Annotated in this window: 1 protein-coding gene; it reads right to left on the bottom strand. The window is 56.2% G+C overall.

Annotated elements, in window-relative coordinates; genetic code table 11:
• Positions 1–770, bottom strand: a 770-nt coding sequence (gene cyoA, locus AC1D35_RS36580) for a ubiquinol oxidase subunit II (RefSeq protein WP_477942950.1), incomplete at its 3' end; no start/stop codon positions are given.
• Positions 771–778: the final 8 nt, after the last annotated feature.

Genomic DNA, 778 nt, shown 5'->3' with positions numbered 1-778 from the left:
TCTTCGACCCTCGCGTAGTACCGCACGGGATCGTTTTGGCTCGGAAGGTCGAGATCGCGATAGGCAGGACGCGTCAACGCGACGCCGTCGCTTCGCACCCTTGCGACCCAATGGTCGAAGTCATCCTTTTCCATTCCGTGGAACTTGAAGCGCATCTGGGAGAAACCGGGGCCGCTGTAGTTTGCGGAAAAACCGTCGTAGATGCCGACATGATTGATGACGGCATGCATCTTTGTTTCCATGCCGGCCATCGCGTAGATCTGTCCGGCAAGAGCGGGGATGTAAAACGAGTTCATGACCGTCGAGGCGGTGATCTTGAAGTTGATGGGAACATCGATAGGGGCAGCCAACTCGTTGACAGTCGCTATTCCGAGGTCGGGATAGACAAACAACCATTTCCAATCCATGGCCACGACTTCGACCGTGAGCGGCTTGACATCCGGCGTGACCATTCGGTCGGCGTCGATCCGATCAAGCTGGCGGTATGGGTCGAGCTTATGCGTGCTGATCCATGTGATCGTCCCAAGGGCGATAATGATGGCGAGCGGCGCTGACCAAACGATGATTTCCAGTCGCGTGGAATGATGCCATTCAGGATCATAGGGCGCGGAAGTATTGGAACTGCGATAACGGAACGCAAAAAACAGCGTCAGCATGATCACCGGCACGATGATCAGAAGCATCAGCACTGTGGAGATGACAATGAGGTCACGTTGCTGTGCGGCAACATCACCCGACGGCGCCATCACCACCAGGTTGCACCCCGCCAGCGTGGCAA

The sequence above is a fragment of the Rhizobium sp. P1_E6 genome (assembly GCF_056405875.1).
Note: the sequence above shows the minus strand (reverse complement) of the source record. Positions and strands in the feature narration are given on the sequence as shown.